The organism is Citrobacter portucalensis (assembly GCF_002042885.1).
Taxonomy (GTDB): Bacteria; Pseudomonadota; Gammaproteobacteria; order Enterobacterales; family Enterobacteriaceae; genus Citrobacter; species Citrobacter portucalensis.
In genome coordinates this window covers 323906-339846 of the sequence record NZ_MVFY01000001.1, presented here as the reverse complement: position 1 = coordinate 339846, position 15941 = coordinate 323906, and the positions used below count along the sequence as shown (strand labels likewise).

General features: G+C 48.0%; 13 protein-coding genes. 6 read left to right on the top strand and 7 right to left on the bottom strand.

The features are described from left to right. Positions 1 to 504 precede the first annotated feature (504 nt). Both BZK40_RS01700 and BZK40_RS01695 read left to right on the top strand, forming a co-directional pair. The gene (locus tag BZK40_RS01700) at positions 505 to 1692 is read left to right on the top strand and encodes an OmpP1/FadL family transporter (protein WP_079934038.1); all 1188 of its coding nucleotides are present in this window, start codon (positions 505 to 507) and stop codon (positions 1690 to 1692) included. A 237-nt stretch (positions 1693 to 1929) separates the two neighbouring features. After that, complete coding sequence (locus tag BZK40_RS01695) at positions 1930 to 2559, top strand: winged helix-turn-helix transcriptional regulator (protein WP_079934037.1); 630 nt, start codon at positions 1930 to 1932, stop codon at positions 2557 to 2559. 116 nt (positions 2560 to 2675) lie between these two features. Here BZK40_RS01695 and BZK40_RS01690 read toward each other — a convergent pair whose 3' ends face one another. Further along, positions 2676 to 3062 (bottom strand): KPN_03583 family lipoprotein, encoded by a 387-nt coding sequence (locus tag BZK40_RS01690; RefSeq protein ID WP_008784771.1) that lies wholly within the window; start codon positions 3060 to 3062, stop codon positions 2676 to 2678. A gap of 254 nt (positions 3063 to 3316) precedes the next feature. Here BZK40_RS01690 and BZK40_RS01685 point away from each other — a divergent pair, with 254 nt between their 5' ends. The 3 genes from BZK40_RS01685 (at position 3317) to BZK40_RS01675 (ending at position 6189) form a co-directional block, all read left to right on the top strand. Further along, a complete protein-coding gene (locus BZK40_RS01685) occupies positions 3317 to 5299 on the top strand; it encodes an alkyl/aryl-sulfatase (RefSeq protein WP_079934036.1) in 1983 nt (660 codons plus the stop codon). A 153-nt stretch (positions 5300 to 5452) separates the two neighbouring features. Next, positions 5453 to 5719, top strand: a complete 267-nt coding sequence (locus BZK40_RS01680) for a type II toxin-antitoxin system TacA family antitoxin (RefSeq protein WP_008784769.1) — start codon at positions 5453 to 5455, stop codon at positions 5717 to 5719. Next, positions 5707 to 6189 (top strand): GNAT family N-acetyltransferase, encoded by a 483-nt coding sequence (locus tag BZK40_RS01675; protein WP_079934035.1) that lies wholly within the window; start codon positions 5707 to 5709, stop codon positions 6187 to 6189. The genes BZK40_RS01680 and BZK40_RS01675 overlap by 13 nt, the downstream gene beginning before the upstream one ends. Before the next feature lie 297 nt (positions 6190 to 6486). Here BZK40_RS01675 and BZK40_RS01670 read toward each other — a convergent pair whose 3' ends face one another. The 6 genes from BZK40_RS01670 to BZK40_RS01645 form a co-directional block, all read right to left on the bottom strand. Continuing rightward, positions 6487 to 7674: an OmpP1/FadL family transporter gene (locus tag BZK40_RS01670; RefSeq protein ID WP_079934034.1), complete on the bottom strand. Its 1188-nt coding sequence runs from the start codon at positions 7672 to 7674 to the stop codon at positions 6487 to 6489. A 92-nt stretch (positions 7675 to 7766) separates the two neighbouring features. Beyond that, positions 7767 to 8882, bottom strand: coding sequence for a DUF4056 domain-containing protein (locus tag BZK40_RS01665; RefSeq protein ID WP_079934033.1), 1116 nt, complete (start codon positions 8880 to 8882; stop codon positions 7767 to 7769). Continuing rightward, entirely contained in the window at positions 8883 to 10013 is a 1131-nt protein-coding gene (locus BZK40_RS01660) for a BamA/TamA family outer membrane protein (RefSeq protein WP_048235381.1), read from the bottom strand. After that, positions 10013 to 10951: a hypothetical protein gene (locus BZK40_RS01655; protein ID WP_008784763.1), complete on the bottom strand. Its 939-nt coding sequence runs from the start codon at positions 10949 to 10951 to the stop codon at positions 10013 to 10015. The genes BZK40_RS01660 and BZK40_RS01655 overlap by 1 nt, the downstream gene beginning before the upstream one ends. A gap of 28 nt (positions 10952 to 10979) precedes the next feature. Next, on the bottom strand, positions 10980 to 12095 hold the full coding sequence (locus BZK40_RS01650; protein ID WP_071446452.1) for a BamA/TamA family outer membrane protein: 1116 nt from the start codon (positions 12093 to 12095) through the stop codon (positions 10980 to 10982). After that, complete coding sequence (locus BZK40_RS01645) at positions 12095 to 13708, bottom strand: mechanosensitive ion channel family protein (RefSeq protein WP_079934032.1); 1614 nt, start codon at positions 13706 to 13708, stop codon at positions 12095 to 12097. Before BZK40_RS01645 ends, BZK40_RS01650 begins: the two co-directional genes overlap by 1 nt. 626 nt (positions 13709 to 14334) lie before the next feature. Between BZK40_RS01645 and BZK40_RS01640 the strand changes: the two genes are divergently transcribed. Then, positions 14335 to 15927, top strand: a complete 1593-nt coding sequence (locus BZK40_RS01640; protein WP_079934031.1) for an arylsulfatase — start codon at positions 14335 to 14337, stop codon at positions 15925 to 15927. Positions 15928 to 15941: the final 14 nt, after the last annotated feature.

Below are 15941 nucleotides of genomic sequence, written 5' to 3'. Positions count from 1 at the left end.
AAAATGATGTATCCATGACCAGATTAGCGTTATTCTCCTGAGGATTAGTTAGCACAATAAGATATTCACCTCACTTATATATTAGGTTTTAGAGGTTAACGATCATCGTATCCCATTGAAATCAAAGACATATTTGAGACGCGAAGTTTTGAGAAGACAAGGTCTCCTCAAGGCTGTAAAGGTTTTACTTTTTAAACCGCATATTACAGTTATGTGATGATCATAACTATGGTTTTTCCGTTGGCGACTTCACTCATACTTTTTTATGAAAAGATTAAATTTTCATTTCTTTACATTAGAATTTATGTCAAATCACTTATTAAGAAGAGTTCTCATTAAGTCGAATTTTAAGATGTCGTTGTGTTGAATTATAAAATTTAATATTGGATAAAATTTAACACGACATCATTCCTGATGCCTGATTATGCTATTAGCATAAATCAATACCGTGTGATAGCTGACCCTACGTTTAGTAAAGAACGACCTCTGCAAACAGGTAATACAATGAAAAAAAATATAATTTTTCTCTCCGGGATGATCTTTTCATCGGTCGGTCACGCCAGTGCGCTCTATTTCTATGAAATCGGAACGGAGGATACCGCACTGGCTGGTGCAGGGCAGGCCGCTCGTGCTCAGGATGCCTCTACGCTGTTAACTAACCCTGCGGGGATGACTCGTTTACCTGACCATATGGTCACCGGAGGATTACAGGCGATGGGCGGAGATATACCCTATACGCTGAATAATACGACAGATGGCAGACAAAGCCCCGGTAATGTAATGACGCTTTTCCCCAATGCCAGCATGTTTTATACGCAACGGCTGAGTGATACCGTTTCTGCCGGTTTGGGTTTGTACGGCAACTATGGGTTAGGTATCGACTTCGGCAACTGGGCAGGGGCTCGGTTAATTAAACAAAGTACCATGGTTGCGATGACGCTGAGTCCCGCCGTTGCATGGAAACTAAGTGATAAGGTGTCGGTTGGCGCAGCTGCAGGGCTAAACTATGGTTTTCTGTCGCTAAGCAGAGATGTCGATGGCCACGATGAGAAACAAAGCGATCATGACTGGGCGATGAATTACCACCTTGGGTTATTAATGGACATAACTGACAATACTCGGGCGGGTATAACCTGGACCAGCAAGACTGATTATCATTTTAATATAGACGGGACAGCGCGTTTTCCCAATATACCTAATATTGGATATGATCTGCCGATCTCCACACAGGTCCGTGCTCCGCAGCAGGTGATGTTTAGTCTGGTTCACGATATCAACTGTCAATGGTCAGTGATGGGCGATCTTGGCTGGCAGGACTGGAGTCAGTTTGGCAGCCCGCAGATTACAATAAATGGTCAGCAAAGCGATCGTGATAATCGTCTGAAAGATACATGGCATACAGCGTTGGGCGTGCAATATCATCCCGATGAGCAGTGGCGCATTAATGCCGGTATTGCGTATGACAGTTCACCGTACAAATCGCAAAGTGATGTAGCGCTTTCGATGCCAACCGGCGATGAATGGCGACTTGCCACCGGTGCACAGTACCAGATTACGCCAGCCAGCAATATTGGCGTTGCCGTTGAGTACTTGCACATGCAGTCGTCCAACGTCAAATCTGATATCTTTGCAGGCCAGTATAAGAACCCGTGGTTATGGTTTGCCAGTGTCAACTACAGCTATCAATTCTAGCGCCGTTATTCCCGATTAAATATCTCACGCATTGTTAATAGTCACCATAGCGGATTATCTATCCGACAGTGTCTGGTAACCGTCTGCTGGTGGTCGTATCACACACGCTCGTTTAAATAAAAACAAATTTGTACTTTTATTATTGAGCTATTTATGGTTTTAATATGAATCTGTACTACCTTCATGGAATATAGGTAAAAGCATATTGTTTTCAATCTAAATAATACAGGTTTGATTATGCAAATTTCACCTCCGGTACGCCCAGAACAAAGCATACAACGTTTAATGCAAGCACTTGAACCGATTGCAGAAAAGATGAAGGTTGTGCCGCGGCGGCGTATCATGTGGAAATACAAGAATAAGCCTCAACTCTACCTTTTTTTGCAAGGGGAGCTGTCCATTTTACGTTCTTCTGATGGTCTGTTAATCGTGACCGTCTATGAACCCCATCTGTTCGGTATTGCCGAAATGATCCAACCGGTACACGGCCATTTATTGCGCGCTGAAGCTGAATCAATCTTATTACGCGTCGATGCCGATAAAGCACGAGAACTCTTTCATCAACAAGGCTTGTGGGAAGATGCGGCGGCAGTGCTTTCATATCATACGGGTTATCTCTTTTATCGTGATGATTTAGTCGTACAGCAGCGTACTTATTCAGTGATACGTAACCACCTCGAAGAGATGATTTTGTTGCCGGAAGAGACGCGCAAGCGTGTTTCTATTTTGGATTATATTCAGGATCGGACCCACTTATCGCGCAGCAGTGTTTTAAATGTTGTATCTGCGTTAAAAAAAGGAGGGTATATTGATTTTGAACGCGGAGGGTATCTTACTTCCATCAATAAATTGCCTGAGCGATTTTAAATAAACCCACAAACAAGTTACAAATCGATTATCTAACTTTAATATTCTATTGTAGTAGCATGCCATATATCAATCGTAAAAAAACCTCCTCATCATTCTCTGAGGAGGACTTCTTGTTATTCAATAAGAGAGTTCACGGACTGATTAATGCTTAACAGTCCTGTTTGATTATGCTCCTTATAATAAAAATTGTTCATTTGCTGCATTTGTTCGAGCTTGGTTAAAGAAGCATAAACCTGGTATGCCTGGCTATGAACGTCAAACATCTCTCTTGGCTTAACCTCATGAAGATATTCATTTTTTAACGAACTCACGACGTTTTCAATTTGCTGTTTATTATCCTGATATAAGGACAGGGATGCCGAGTCACTACTTGATTTTGACTCGGGTTGTGCCTGAACAACAGGGATCACCATTTTATTGATCTTAACAACTTTCTCTGGGGGAGAAGTATTACAGCCAGAAAGTATCCCAGTGATGAGAAGTAGATAGAGAGTGCGCATATATAGTATTCTAAAGACAATGGATACCAGCCATTATCTTCTTATACAGTCAGGTGTCTACAGCTATTTTGTTTAAATAAAAACAAAAGGAAATTTAAAAATAAATGTCATTGCATTACATTGTTTCATAAGACCATGTTAGCCTACGAGCATTAGATCATAGAAACCTGATAAATACAGTATTACGGAAGCTTCTCAACAAACAGAGCAGCAGGGTTTCTTTCTTCTTGATAATATATTATTAGCGAGGATTTATGAAACTTAATAAACTAGTGAGTTATCTGGCTTTAGCTGGTGTGTGTTCAACATCATTAATATCACTACCTGTATTGGCACAGGAAGGGGCAAAAGATGCGACTGCTCAGACCAAAAGTGCGAATGACGCCTTATATGGTCAATTGCCATTCACTGATAAAACCGATTTTATGAACGCTCATAAAGGTTTTATTGCTCCGCTTCCCAATGAATTGATTAAAGGGAAGCAGGGAAATGTTGTCTGGGACCCTCAGCAATATGCCTTTATCAAAGAGGGCGAAAAAGCCCCCGACACGGTTAATCCAAGCCTGTGGCGTCAGTCGCAGTTGATCAATATTGGCGGTTTGTTCCAGGTCACCGATGGCGTGTATCAAATCCGTAATCTTGATCTCTCGAATATGACAATTATGGAAGGGAAAGAGGGTATTACGGTCATTGATCCGCTGGTATCGGCAGAAACCGCGAAAGTGGGAATGGACCTTTATTATAAGAATCGCGGTAAAAGACCCGTTGTTGCCGTCATTTATACGCACAGCCATGTTGACCACTACGGTGGCGTCCGCGGCGTGATTGATGAAGCTGATGTAAAATCCGGTAAAGTGAAGGTATATGCACCGGCTGGTTTTATGAAGGAAGCTGTATCTGAAAATATTATGGCAGGTAACGCCATGAGTCGCCGAGCCAGTTACATGTATGGCAATCTGTTGAAACCGGATGCAAAAGGTCAGGTCGGTGCGGGTCTGGGAACGACAACCTCCGCGGGTACGGTGACGCTGATTGAACCCACTAACTATATTACCCACACCGGACAGAAAGAAGTTATCGACGGCCTTACCTATGATTTCATGATGGCGCCGGGATCGGAAGCTCCTTCTGAAATGCTGTGGTATGTAGAAGAGAAGGGAATGATCGAAGCTGCAGAGGATGTCACCCATACGCTGCATAACACCTATTCATTACGTGGCGCGAAGATCCGCGATCCGCTGGCATGGTCAAAATATATCAATGACGTTATTGGCCGCTGGGGTGGAAAGGCAAACATTATTATTGCTCAGCATCACTGGCCGACCTGGGGTAATGAAAATGTGGTGAAGTTAATGAAAAGTCAGCGTGATATGTACCGTTACATCAACGATCAGACGCTGCGTATGGCTAACCAGGGGCTGACCCGTGACGAAATCGCCGCTAACTTCAAACTGCCGTCTGGTCTGGAAAAATCATGGGCCAGCCGTGGATACTATGGTTCTGTCAGCCATGATGTGAAAGCAACGTATGTCTTTTACCTCGGCTGGTTCAACGGTAATCCGGCAACACTGAATGAATTACCGCCCGTTGATGCCGCGAAGAAATATGTCGATTATATGGGCGGCGCCGATGCAATCATGCAAAAAGCGAAAACGGATTACGCCCAGGGCAATTACCGTTGGGTGGCGCAAGTCACTAACAATATCGTCTTTGCTGATCCGAGCAATAAAGAAGCCCGTAATCTGGAAGCCGATGCCCTTGAACAAATGGGTTACCAGGCTGAGTCCGGTCCATGGCGTAATTTTTATCTGACAGGTGCACAAGAATTACGCAACGGTGTGGTAAAAGGCGCGACGCCAAATACCGCCAGCCCGGATACCGTTAAGGCCATGTCGCCGGAGATGTTCTTTGATTATCTCGCGGTACATATTAACGGAGAAAAAGCGGCAAATGCGCAGGCAGTCTTCAACGTCGATTTAGGTGCTGACGGCGGTAAATACAAACTGGAACTGGAAAACGGTGTTCTTAACCATAGCGCTGATGCACAGGCCAGCAACGCTGATGCCTCCATTACACTTAACCGTGCAACGTTGAACAAAATCATTCTCAAGGAAGAATCGCTGAAACAGGCAGAAGAGAAGGGTGATGTACAAATTTCCGGCAATCATGCCAAGCTTGATGAGTTCCTCGGGTATTTAGATAGCTTTGATTTCTGGTTTAACATGGTAACGCCTTAATTGTAGAGACAAACCATGCCATAACCCGCCAGCACTGGCGGGTTTTTTATTGTTGCTTATCAGAGTATTGAGTTGTACGAGACTGTATAGCAGTTGCTATACATAAGCCTTATGGTATGCTTGTAAAGCAATTGCTATACAAGAGGCTTAATAATGAAATCAGATGTCCAGCTCAACCTTAGAGCTAAAGAATCCCAACGCGCGCTTATTGATGCGGCCGCAGAGATTCTACATAAATCGCGTACAGACTTTATTCTGGAAATGGCCTGTCAGGCGGCAGAGAACGTTATTCTCGATCGCCGAGTGTTTAATTTTAATGATGAACAATACGCTGAGTTTATCGAGATGCTTGATGCTCCGGTTGCCGAAGATCCCGCTATCAGGAAGCTACTGGCAAGGAAACCACAGTGGGATTTGTAACCGCACCTGAGCCACTAACTCACATTCATCAATTGGCGGAATTTGTCAGCGGAGAAATTGTTCTCGATGATTGGTTAAAGCAAAAAGGGCTAAAAAATCAGGCTCTCGGCGCAGCCAGAACGTTTGTTGTCTGCAAAACAGACACGCGAAAAGTCGCTGGCTTTTATTCACTGGCCACTGGTAGCGTCAACCGCACAGAAGTAACAGGCAATCTTCGGCGTAACATGCCAGATCCAATCCCCGTAATTATCCTTGCCAGATTGGCCGTAGATCTTTCTGTTCGTGGAAAAGGGTTAGGGGCCGATCTGCTTCACGATGCGGTACTGCGGTGTTACAAAGTGGCAGAAAATATTGGCGTGCGTGCCGTTATGGTGCATGCGCTCACAGACGAAGCTAAACGTTTTTATCTTCACCACGGATTCAAAGCATCTCAACTGCAGGAACGAACTCTGTTTCTCAGGCTTTCATGATTGTAATGAGCAGAGGAGGTCAATGGCCAAACGTGGGCCACATGGGGACTTAACTGAGTACGTATCAAATTGCATTTAACATAATATACATTATGCGCACCAACGTAGATAGAGGCTGAATCTGATGTTTTATAGTCATCCTTGTGCTGCTCAATAATGACGCCTCAAAACCCTTTCAAGCGCAGTTGCCTCAACAGCGCTAACAGTTCTGGATGATGGCTCTCGACTACAGCTGGTTCTGCAAATAGCTGTTTTATGTCTTCTACAATTCCACCGCGACTCTCACTTCACTGAACATTAAAACTGATAACTGTAGTTCACACTGGCAAACCACAGATACGGATTATCGTAACTCCCCTGATAAATTGATGGTGACTGTACGTGGGACGACTGCATATGCAGATACGACACAGCAGCACCGATATTGCTTTGTGGTGTAATTTGATATTGCGCTCCGGTAGCAAATCGCCATTCATCACCGGTCGGCAACGTCAGCGCCACATCGCTTTGCGAATTATAGACTGTACTATCAAAAGCTACGCCCGCATTCAAACGCCATTGTTCCGTAGGTCGAAATTGCACACCTAAAGCTGTATGCCACGAATCCTTAAGACGACTGGACTTATCAACTTCTTGCCCGACCACCGTTATTTGCGGCGCGCCGAACTGACTCCAGTCCTGCCAGCCAAGATCGCCCATCACTGACCACTGTTTATTAATGTCATGAACCAGACTTAACATAATCTGCTGTGGAGCACGTACCTGCGCAGAAATAGGCAAATCGTATTCCACGTTCGGTAAGTTCGGGAAACGCGCTTTGCCGTCAATATCAAAATCGTACTCAGTTTTGCTGGTCCAGGAGATACCGGCCCGGGTTTGATCGGTCAGTTCCATCAATAATCCCAGACGATAGCTCATCGCCCAGTCATGATCCTTTTCTTTTTCATCGTTGCCATCAACATTTCGAGTGAGTGACAGAAAACCGTAATTGACGTTAACAGAGCCCCCAACGGAAACCCTGTCACTAAGCTTATAAGCCAGCGATGGACTGAGCGTCATCGCAACCATGGTGCTTTTCTTAATCAGCCGGTCGCCGGACCAATTGCCAAAATCGATCCCCAGACCGTAATTTCCGTATAGCCCAATACCAGCATAAAGATCGTCATTCACCTTCTGGGCATAGAATGCGCTGGCATTTGGAAAGAAGCGCATGATGTCACCGGGGCTTTTACGCCCCGTCTCGTCTTCAAGGGTGTAGGACACATCACCATCCATTGCCTGTAATCCACCGGTGAACATATGATCCGGAAGTCGCGTCATTCCTGCGGGGTTAGTCACGATGGTGGAGGCATCCTGCGCACGCGCTGCCTGCCCCGCCCCTGCCAAAGCCGTATCTTCGGTGCCTATTTCATAAAAATAGAGTGCGCTAGCTTGTGCTAACGGCGAGCAAAAAAGACTAAGATAAATCAAGGTCAATTTTTTCATAGGCCACCTGCAGAATTTCTTCATTATTGAAGTAGTTAGCGTCTGTAAAAGCGTAGCTCGCAGCATTTAAATTGTCAGGCAAAAGCACCGGATTAAAAGCGCGACTTGTGCATACGTTCGAGCTGGATTTTGTCTGCTTCACTCGCTGTGTCAGCCAGGGACTGAAAACTATCTGGTGCGTAATAAGTTTTCGGTCGCGGAAGCGATTGCATGGAAGTGCCCGGGTAAATTTGTAACTCGCCCAGGCGCGCAAGCCGATATCCTTCGATCACGGCGGGAAAAGTCAGTTGCAGTGGCGTGGCGTTCTCGTACGAAACTGGGGTTGGTAACCGGTTATGCTCAAGATTATAGTTACGCTTTAACACCAGAAATTTATCTGGAACCCTACGTTTACTGTTCCACCAGTCACCGTCCAATTCGCGAAACTTACGCTCAGTTTCAGTCCGGGTTGCGACGCCAAGTTGCAGTAAAACCCGCTGCAGTTCGCGATCCACCGCCGCGTTGTAGGCCGCAATGGATTCCACCCTGCCCTGTAAAATCACATTGATGGCGATACGAGCACCCAGTAGATTTGAATAGAGATCTTCCGGGGAAAATGCAGAAATCTGCTCAGAAAAACCGGGAACAGACTCGAATCCATACCACTGTGCAATTTCGTGCCATTGAGCCAGTTCAAAGGCCAGATTCCCCGCCAACCAGGCGGCCAATGTGTAACGCTGCGCCATTGCTGCAGGAGGTGTGAAACCGTGTAGCTGTATCCGTCTGACGCCCAATTCTTCGCTGTAAAAAAAACGCCACTGTTGACCAAGTTTTGGATAAATACGAGAAAAGAGGTAAAAGGTGTTATCCGCCGTATCGCGAACGTGCGCTATGTCGATAAAACCCCCACGGTGGGTATAAAGCAGTCCGTTTTTTTCCTCACTCAGTCCAACGATATTTTTCACGGCCCCCAACGCACTATCGTTATAGTGATGACGCCCCAGTGAATCTAACGTTAATACATTGCCAATCTGGTAGACAGGGATCGGCACACCTATCGCCCTGACATGAAGATCATAGCCAAACGCGCAGCATGGGCGTAGTGACTCCGGCGGTGCTAAATGGCCGACAACGGGATATGCCTTATGCGCTTGTTTAAGAGTGAGGCCAGGAACTTCCGCGCAGGCAAATCCGGCTACCAGCAGTAAAAACAGAAATCCTTTAGCCATTCAGAATGCCTCCGCAATTTGAAAATAGAATCCTGCACTCTCTCTCCCAAAACCTAAATCCAGGCGGATATTCATGGCGGGCTTCACTTCAAAGCGATAACCGACACCCGCATTAGGTAAGATCGGATGATGTCCCATATCGTCAATGTTTCTGCCTAAAGCTCCTGCGCCCAACCACAACACGTAACCATGTCGCCAGTTGAGTTTTTTTCGATATTCCACCTGCCCACTTACCACATCCTTATCCCGATAACGCCCCTGGTAATACCCCCGCAGACGGCGGTCGTCTCCGGCCATTGATAAACGATCCCACGGCACGTCTCCGCGAGTGAAACGTCCCCATAAATCGAACGCCAGCACAGTCCTGTCATCAAGTAAAAGGTAACGATCGTACTGAACCTGTGCTGCCGTAAAATGAGTATCTGAACCAAAAGACGGATCAAACCAGGTGTACTCCAGCTTAAAATAGTGTCCATGCTGTGGCCGCGTGACAACGTCACGCGTGTCGTAACTCAGACTTACACTGGGTCCAGACGATAACGGCGATGTCTGCGCATTATTTAGGCTGAACACGTCCCCCTGATGCGGATCGTCAACGTCCGCCTGCATAGAAGAAAAATCCCAACCCGCGCCGAGATAAACGCGTTCAGCGATTTCTCGCATCAATACAGGATGCAAACTCACGGAGTTGTTGGTGTAATCCTGTTCATTACCCTGGGCTGCGTCGTAGCCAATGCCCCAAAAACCCGTTGGCACTTTGTTCACTGAGCCGTCCACAAACAATCGCCAACGGTCGTCGGTAAAAAAGGTATAACTGCTGATCCCCATTCCCAACGCCCCGCTGGCGCTGACATAACCCGTCAAGGAAACAGAAGAGTTCTGAGTTGTTTTATCTGCCGCATCCACCCGGTAGATCCCCGCCACCGCCATGCCAAGACCCAGCTTCAGCTCTGGAGTGTAAAATGGCCCCGGCAACACGCTCCAGTTCACCCCTTTTGCCGGATCGTACTGGTTATCCGCACCCAGCTTCCCGAGGAAAGCGTCAATTGAGGGTTGATCCAATGTTAACGCCTCCGCAGACCAGGTCGTCAGAGCCAATAGCGATGTCAACATGACGCGATAACCGTTCATCAGAAGCGATATTCACCGGCAATAAAGAAGCTATTGCGTTCGTTAAATCCAAACTCCGTCAGGACGTTAAATTGTGGCGTCATTTCAAACTGAGTCCCCAGCAGCATGTTCCACGGAGAGGTCAGATTCTGTTTAACATCAAATCGCCCGTTGCCATCCTGGTTTACGGCCTGGATCAGTGGCTGAAGCTCAGCGGGCATATGCAGATCGGAGAGGCTACCCCTGAACTCCTGCTGCACGTTCTGGTACATACTCCCCACCCAGACGCTCAGATGCGATTCGCCCACCGGCCCCTGAAATTTAAAGCGATATCCAACACGGGGAGACACGGTAAGGGCTGAAATTTTGCCATCCAGAATGTCAAAATCAGTACGGGTATAGTTGGTATCCACCAGGGCAAACCAGTTTTCGTATCCTCCTGCCAAAGTAATACCGGTTCCCCAGGTTGTGCCTTTAAAATCGAGAACAAAATCAATATCCTGTAGCTCACCGCTCTGATAAAGCTGATGCACAGATGATGCGATAATGCGGTCAACACCGGTGTAGCGCGAAGGGTCTGCATCTACTGAAACATTCGAGACCGACGATCCGCGTGTGTGCCCTACCAGCCCGTAAATGTTCAAAAACGGAAAGACCCACATGTCCAGACGTAGGTTTTCAGTTTTGCTCTGTTCACGCGTATGGCCGGCATCAATATTGAACATATCGACAGGAATCGGGTGATTGCCAAGCGCCAGTCCGGAAAAACTGATGCTATCGACATCAATATTTTGCCGCATGTTCATATAGCTCAGGTTGATGCCAAACGGTAGCGGAATGGCATATCCCCGCGCCCTGGCCTCCTCGCCCCAAATCGGAAACGTGCTGGCATCAGTTTCAGCTGCGCTGGCCACGCCGGAAACCCACAGCAACGGAACAACCGCGTGGAACCATTTCATTATTTGTCCTCATTCATTCCGCTCATCCCTACAGGCCAGAGCCAACATTAAAATAAACTGCTTGTTCGTTATCGCTAAAAGCGACATCTACACCGGTACGCAGTCCGTATTCGCGCGCAATCAAATATCGAATACCGCTGCCCCAGGCCACTTCTGCGCTACGGTAAAGCTCTGATGTACTGTCTGCCGCACTTCCAGCACCGACAAAACCCAAAACAATCCAACGCGACGACATTTGCCAGGCTAACTGCGTCTGAACGGTACTCACGTCATCCCCCTGATAGCGATAGCGAGAGATACCACGAAGTTCGATATAAGGGCGCGCCATTGGTGGCAGATGTTTATCCTGCTGCGACAGCGTTTGATAGTCCCCTGCAAGTGAAAGCGTCCAGTCGGCGTTCAGTGGCAGGAAAAACTTGCCTTCGAGCGTCAGCAGGTCGTAGCGATAGTCGCCCCCAAGATAGTGACCGTAGAATTGATACTCGCCGCTAAGAGAAAGCCCGCGTCCGGGCCAAAAGAAGTTATCAGTTGTGTCGTATTCCGCTACCAGCCCCAATGCAGAGGTGATGCTGCTTTCACCCAATAGCTGCCGCCATACCTGGTTGACGAGCGGATTATTGCGGGCGGAGATATCCATCTTTGCCCAGAACTGTGATGCTCCCAGAAAAACGGGAGAATCCCCTGCGCGAAAGAGAAGTTTTTGCATACCGCCATAACCGCGAGTTTCGGTTTCCACGGCCCGGTTATTGCCAAAGCCCAATACGTCACCGGAATATATATCCAGATTGACATCGGCATAGCCTCCTGCAACCAGATAGCGAATGTGGTCATCCTGCCAGGTGTGGCGATGCCCCCCTCCTACAAACCAGGTACCGTTTTGCGTTCCGCCACCGCCAAACGCGCTCATGGCCGGGGGAATAAACTGCCCATCAACCTGTCGTCCCTTGCCATGCAGAAACAGACCGAACAGGCCGCCGCCATAACCAACGGCCGGTTCGGTAATAACCAGCGGAATAGGTAGAAAACCGTACGGGTTTTCTTGTAAATAACGGCTCATGTCCACCATGCCGTCTTCAGGATCAATAAGCCCTGTCGCCATAGCGCGCCAGCACAGCAGAGGAATTAGCAGAAAAAGCCAACGCATTATTTCCCGCCTTCTGGCGGTGTTGCGGGTGCGGTATACCAATTCTCTTTGGCCACCATCACGCTGTTTTCTGGCTGTAGCACAAAATTCGGAGACATAATCTGCACGTTAAATTCGTTGAAGACGTCCTGAATATTGCTATGCAGTTCATTACGGGCATCTGCCAGAGATACATCCGGCAGCAGGCGCACCTGCAATTCATAGGAAATATACCAGTCCATCAGACTCAGCTGACGCACCAACGGCGGCTGTGAAAGATCGATTCCTTTGGCCCGCTTGGCTGCCAACTCCAGCATTGCGTGGACCTGGCGCCAGGGCGTGTCGTAGCCAATGGTAACGCCGACCGTCAGGTTGACGCCGCCGTTGGTGCTTTGCGCGCTAAGGTTAGTAATTTTTCCACTAACCACTACCGCATTTGGCACTGTGACCACGTAATTTTCACGAGTAATAATTTTGGTCGCGAGCATACCAATTTCGCTTACCAACCCCTCGTTGTCCGCTACCCGAATCATGTCGCCTTTGCGCAGCGCGCGCGAATAGATCAAAACCAGTCCGCTCATTGCGTGGTTCATCACCCCGGCCGACCCCAGCGTGAGCATCAGGCCAAAGAAAACGCTGATACCTTTAAACGCCAGTGAATTGGCACCGGGCAAAAAGGGATAGGCTGCAGATAGCGCAAAGAGCCACACCACCACAGAGATCAACTTCCGGGTTGCGCCCACAGTTTCAGGGTGAATTCCAGGCAACTGCAAACGCCCTGCCTCCACCTGGTTGAGAACCACCTTAAGCAGCTTCAGTATGAACGCAGTGATGAGAAAAATGATCAGGACGATCATCAAGCCAGGTAACGCTGAGACAATCGACAATGCAATATCACGCACTACGCGTACAGACCAGTAACCAAGGGACTCTCCCCAGACGCGCGTCCAGGGAAACAGGCTAAAGACCCAACTCAGCCAAACGTAAAGTGCAACGATACCCAGCAGGATCATCAACAGTGCGTACAGGCGTGTCTCGATAGCGCCGATAAAACGCCGCCAACTCTGGGGGATCCAGCTTTTGTTCTCAAAAATGCGACGACGATAAACGCGTCTGACCCAACGCCAGGAACGGTATGCACCGAACCAAAACAGCACCAGTCCCACCAGACCAGCCACCGTTTTCACCGCCGACAGCGCCAGCCAGCCGCTGTTATACTGATCGCTCAATGCAGACCGCTGCGCCTCCATGCGTGCCAGTACGCGCTGAGCCGCCTGGTCGAGCGTAAGATCGTCTCCTTCGTCGAGATCGCCTTGTGTCAGCAACATCACCGGTTTACCGTTCATCACGATAAGCCTTCCCGGCTGGTTATAACGCGTGACCGACACAACCTGTAGCGGTTCGCGAACATCGGCTTCAGTGAAATTTCGTAGCGTATTGCGGATGCGCAGCACCCGTTCTTCTGGCGTGGTAAGGCCGAATTTCGCCTGGAGCATGACAATCGGTTGATGAAAAATATAAACCGTTCGCGCGCGTTCCTTTTCGGTGGGCTCCTGACGAGGTTCCGCCGCATATGTGTTAACAACCAAAGAGGAAAGAAAGCACATTAAAAAAGCGATCACAATCCTGTTCATATTCGCCACCGAAAACACGAGAATTATCGTTATTATTCAAAAAGCCAACGCAAATTTGATTGCTTTTTTTAGCATAGACCAGCCTTTCACTTACGCAATGTTAGTGATAAAGAGATCTTCATTTCATGTGAAAGATGATATTGCTTTTCAAAGGTTCTTTTCCTCATCACTAAATATAAGCGTTCGATTATCCCCTCTGATAAAAAGGTAAATAACGTTTCCCTACGGGGTCAGTCAGCGTATCCATTCGTAAAGAAATAGCTCCTCTTTGACCTGAATAGAGCATTTGGCAGCTATGTATCCGCGTGGTTTGCATCGCGCCCTGGTGCATGAAATTAACTGTCAGTATGTGTTGCATCGATTCAGCATTATGTTGAAATCCAATAATCATAACTTCTTCCATAATTTATTATTAAATAACTTCCAGATGGAATAACCCCTCCGCCTTAATTAAGCTGCATTAAATTAATCACGATGCGAAAGATATGCCCTGCATTATTCATATTTTTGCAGGAATTCTCGAATAGTTATCTTGTGAAAGTAATTAACCTCCATTAGAAAAAATTTGGAGGATTTTTTTCGTGTCTATACTCAAAAGGCTTTCCTAATGAACGGAGTTCCCCACCATGCATAAAAGTGTCCCTTTTAGAAGGACGATGATTGCCAGTGTGCTAACGTTAGCAGCTGGCGCTGTGTCCACTGTTCATGCTGCACCGGCGACATCTACCGCACCGGAAAATGCGCCAAAGCAAGACTCATCTAAACCAAATATTGTCGTTATATTTGGCGATGACATCGGCTACTGGAACCTGAGTACCTACAATCAGGGCACCATGGGATATAAAACCCCAAATATCGACAGCATCGCTGCCGAAGGTGCCAAGTTCACCTCCTACTACGCTGAGCAAAGCTCGACCGCTGGCCGTTCTTCATTCATTACCGGACAAATGCCGTTCCGTACCGGGATGAGTAAGGTGGGGATGCCGGGTGCGCCGCAGGGTCTGCAAAAAGAAGATCCGACCATTGCGAACATCCTGAAGCAACTGGGCTACGCTACTGGCCAGTTTGGTAAAAACCACCTCGGTGATCGCGATGAATTCCTGCCAACCGCGCACGGATTCGATGAGTTCATGGGTAACCTTTACCACCTGAACGCCGAAGAAGAACCGGAGAACCCGGACTACCCGAAAGATCCGGCCTTCCGCAAAGAGTTTGGCCCACGTGGCGTCATTAAGAGCACCGCCGATGGCAAGATTGAAGATACCGGTCCGCTTACCGTCCAGCGTATGAAAACCGTGGACGAAGAAACGCTCGCGGCCAACAACGACTTCATGGAACGTCAGGTTAAAGCCGGTAAGCCATTCTTCACCTGGTTCAATACCACCCGTATGCATAACAAAACGCACCTGAAAGACGGGAGCATTGGTGCTACGGGCCTTGGAACCTACGCCGACGGCATGGTGGAACATGACAAGATGATTGGTGAAGTGCTGCAGAAGATTAAAGATCTCGGCATCGAAGACAATACGATCCTCGTCTATACCACCGATAACGGCCCGATGACAGCAACCTGGCCGGATGCAGGCGAAACGCCTTTCCGCGGCGAGAAGAACACCGGTTGGGAAGGTGGTTTCCGCGTACCTGCGATGATTCGTTGGCCGGGCCACGTTAAGCCAGGCACCATCGTTGACGGCATTTTCGGCAGTAACGACTGGTTCCCTACCCTGGTTGCGGCTGCGGGCGATCCGAACATTAAAAACGAGCTGTTAAAAGGCTACAAAACGCCGTCCATTACCTACAAGGTGCACCTGGATGGCTACAACCAGCTCGACTACCTCCAGGGCAAGGGCCCGAATCAACGTAAAGAGTTCTTCTACTGGAGCGATGACGGCGATCTGCTGGCTATGCGCTACGAGCGTTGGAAAGTTCACTTTATGATTCAGGAGCATACCGGTCTTGATCTGTGGAAATACCCATTCACCAAGTTGCGTACGCCACTGATCTTTGACCTTGAAGTCGATCCGCTGGAGAAAGGCAGCGACGGTATGGGCTACAACTCCTGGTTCTACGACCGTCTGTTCCTGATGGGCGGCGCGCAGAAATACGCGAAAGAGATGCTGGAAACCTTCAAAGAGTTCCCACCGCGTCAGAAACCGGGTTCGTTCACCATTTCCGACGCTTCGGCAATGCTGGAACAAGGCTCTAATATCAATAAATAACCTAAGCCTCCGGG

Bases quoted from the DNA above. Each gene is read 5' to 3' on its own strand.
- BZK40_RS01700 (WP_079934038.1), top strand. From the start codon at position 505: ATGAAAAAAAATATAATTTTTCTCTCCGGGATGATCTTTTCATCGGTC.
- BZK40_RS01695 (WP_079934037.1), top strand. From the start codon at position 1,930: ATGCAAATTTCACCTCCGGTACGCCCAGAACAAAGCATACAACGTTTA.
- BZK40_RS01690 (WP_008784771.1), bottom strand. From the start codon at position 3,062: ATGCGCACTCTCTATCTACTTCTCATCACTGGGATACTTTCTGGCTGT.
- BZK40_RS01685 (WP_079934036.1), top strand. From the start codon at position 3,317: ATGAAACTTAATAAACTAGTGAGTTATCTGGCTTTAGCTGGTGTGTGT.
- BZK40_RS01680 (WP_008784769.1), top strand. From the start codon at position 5,453: ATGAAATCAGATGTCCAGCTCAACCTTAGAGCTAAAGAATCCCAACGC.
- BZK40_RS01670 (WP_079934034.1), bottom strand. From the start codon at position 7,674: ATGAAAAAATTGACCTTGATTTATCTTAGTCTTTTTTGCTCGCCGTTA.
- BZK40_RS01665 (WP_079934033.1), bottom strand. From the start codon at position 8,882: ATGGCTAAAGGATTTCTGTTTTTACTGCTGGTAGCCGGATTTGCCTGC.
- BZK40_RS01660 (WP_048235381.1), bottom strand. From the start codon at position 10,013: ATGAACGGTTATCGCGTCATGTTGACATCGCTATTGGCTCTGACGACC.
- BZK40_RS01655 (WP_008784763.1), bottom strand. From the start codon at position 10,951: ATGAAATGGTTCCACGCGGTTGTTCCGTTGCTGTGGGTTTCCGGCGTG.
- BZK40_RS01650 (WP_071446452.1), bottom strand. From the start codon at position 12,095: ATGCGTTGGCTTTTTCTGCTAATTCCTCTGCTGTGCTGGCGCGCTATG.
- BZK40_RS01645 (WP_079934032.1), bottom strand. From the start codon at position 13,708: ATGAACAGGATTGTGATCGCTTTTTTAATGTGCTTTCTTTCCTCTTTG.
- BZK40_RS01640 (WP_079934031.1), top strand. From the start codon at position 14,335: ATGCATAAAAGTGTCCCTTTTAGAAGGACGATGATTGCCAGTGTGCTA.